Genomic DNA, 1,163 nt, shown 5'->3' on the forward strand with positions numbered 1-1,163 from the left:
TGAAGCTTCCCCTTGTGACTGGACACCTGGAGACTGGGACATGAGGTTCCAGAGGAAGTAGTGCCAGGTGGGTAGTCAGTACTCCAAGCGGTATTCGGAGGAGTTCAAGCGGGACGCGATCGCGTTGGCCCGCTCCTCCGACAAGACGATCACGGAGGTCGCGCGGGATCTGGGGGTGAGTCCGGAGAGTCTGCGTGGCTGGGTCAAGCGTGACCGGATCGACCGCGGCGGGGGCACGTCGGGCGAGCTGACCAGCGCTGAGCGCGAGGAGCTGAAGCGGCTGCGCAGGCAGAGCGCCGAACAGCAGAAGACGATCGAGATCCTGAAAAAAGCGGCGGCCTTCTTCGCGAAGGACAGCGACCGGTGAGCGAGTTCTACCAGTTCATCGCTGCGGAGAAGGCCGTCTACCCGGTGGCCCTGCTGTGCCGTGTCCTGGGCGTGGTCCGCTCCTCGTTCTACGCCTGGCTGGAGGCGGAGGACGCCCGGGAGGCCCGGACGCGGGCGGATGACGCGCTGGCCCACGAGATCACCGTGATCCACCTGGCCTCGAAGGGCGCCTACGGTGTTCCGCGCGTGCACGCCGAGCTACGGCGGCTGGGCCGACCAGTCAACCGCAAGCGGGTGGAGCGGGTCATGCGCGAACGTCGGATCACCGGCGTCACACGCCGAAGACGCCGCTCGCTGACCCGTCCCGACAAGCAGGCACGGCCCGCCCCGGACCTGATCGGCCGTGACTTCACCGCCGCCCGGCCCGGCACCCGGCTGGTTGGGGACATCACGTACCTGCCCACCCGTGAGGGCTGGTTGTATCTGGCCTGCTGGCTGGACCTGGCCACCCGCGAGGTCGTCGGTTACGCGATGGCGGACCACCACCGTGCCGCGCTGGTGGTCGACGCACTGCGGATGGCCCACGGCCGGGGCGGCCTGGAAGACGGCTGCATCACACACAGCGACCGCGGAAGCGAGTACACCTCAGCTGAATTCCGCGCAGAAGTACACACGTTGGGGCTTCGTGAGAGCACCGGCAGGACTGGCTCCTGCTTCGACAACGCCGCGGCGGAGAGCTTCTGGGCCGTGCTCAAGGAAGAGATCGGCACCCGGATCTGGCCCGACCGGGCGACCGCCCGCGCCGACGTGTTCACGTTCATTGAGACCTTCTACAA

General features: G+C 67.5%; 2 protein-coding genes. Both read left to right on the plus strand.

What is annotated here, in order from left to right; translation table 11 throughout:
* The first annotated feature begins 67 nt into the window (after positions 1–67).
* The gene (locus ACWGJY_RS37555) at positions 68–367 is read left to right on the plus strand and encodes a transposase (protein WP_453265380.1); all 300 of its coding nucleotides are present in this window, start codon (positions 68–70) and stop codon (positions 365–367) included.
* A partial coding sequence (locus ACWGJY_RS37560; RefSeq protein WP_453265381.1) for an IS3 family transposase occupies positions 364–1,163 on the plus strand: 800 nt, incomplete at its 3' end. The genes ACWGJY_RS37555 and ACWGJY_RS37560, both read left to right, overlap by 4 nt.

The sequence above is a fragment of the Streptomyces sp. NPDC054765 genome (genome assembly GCF_053612065.1).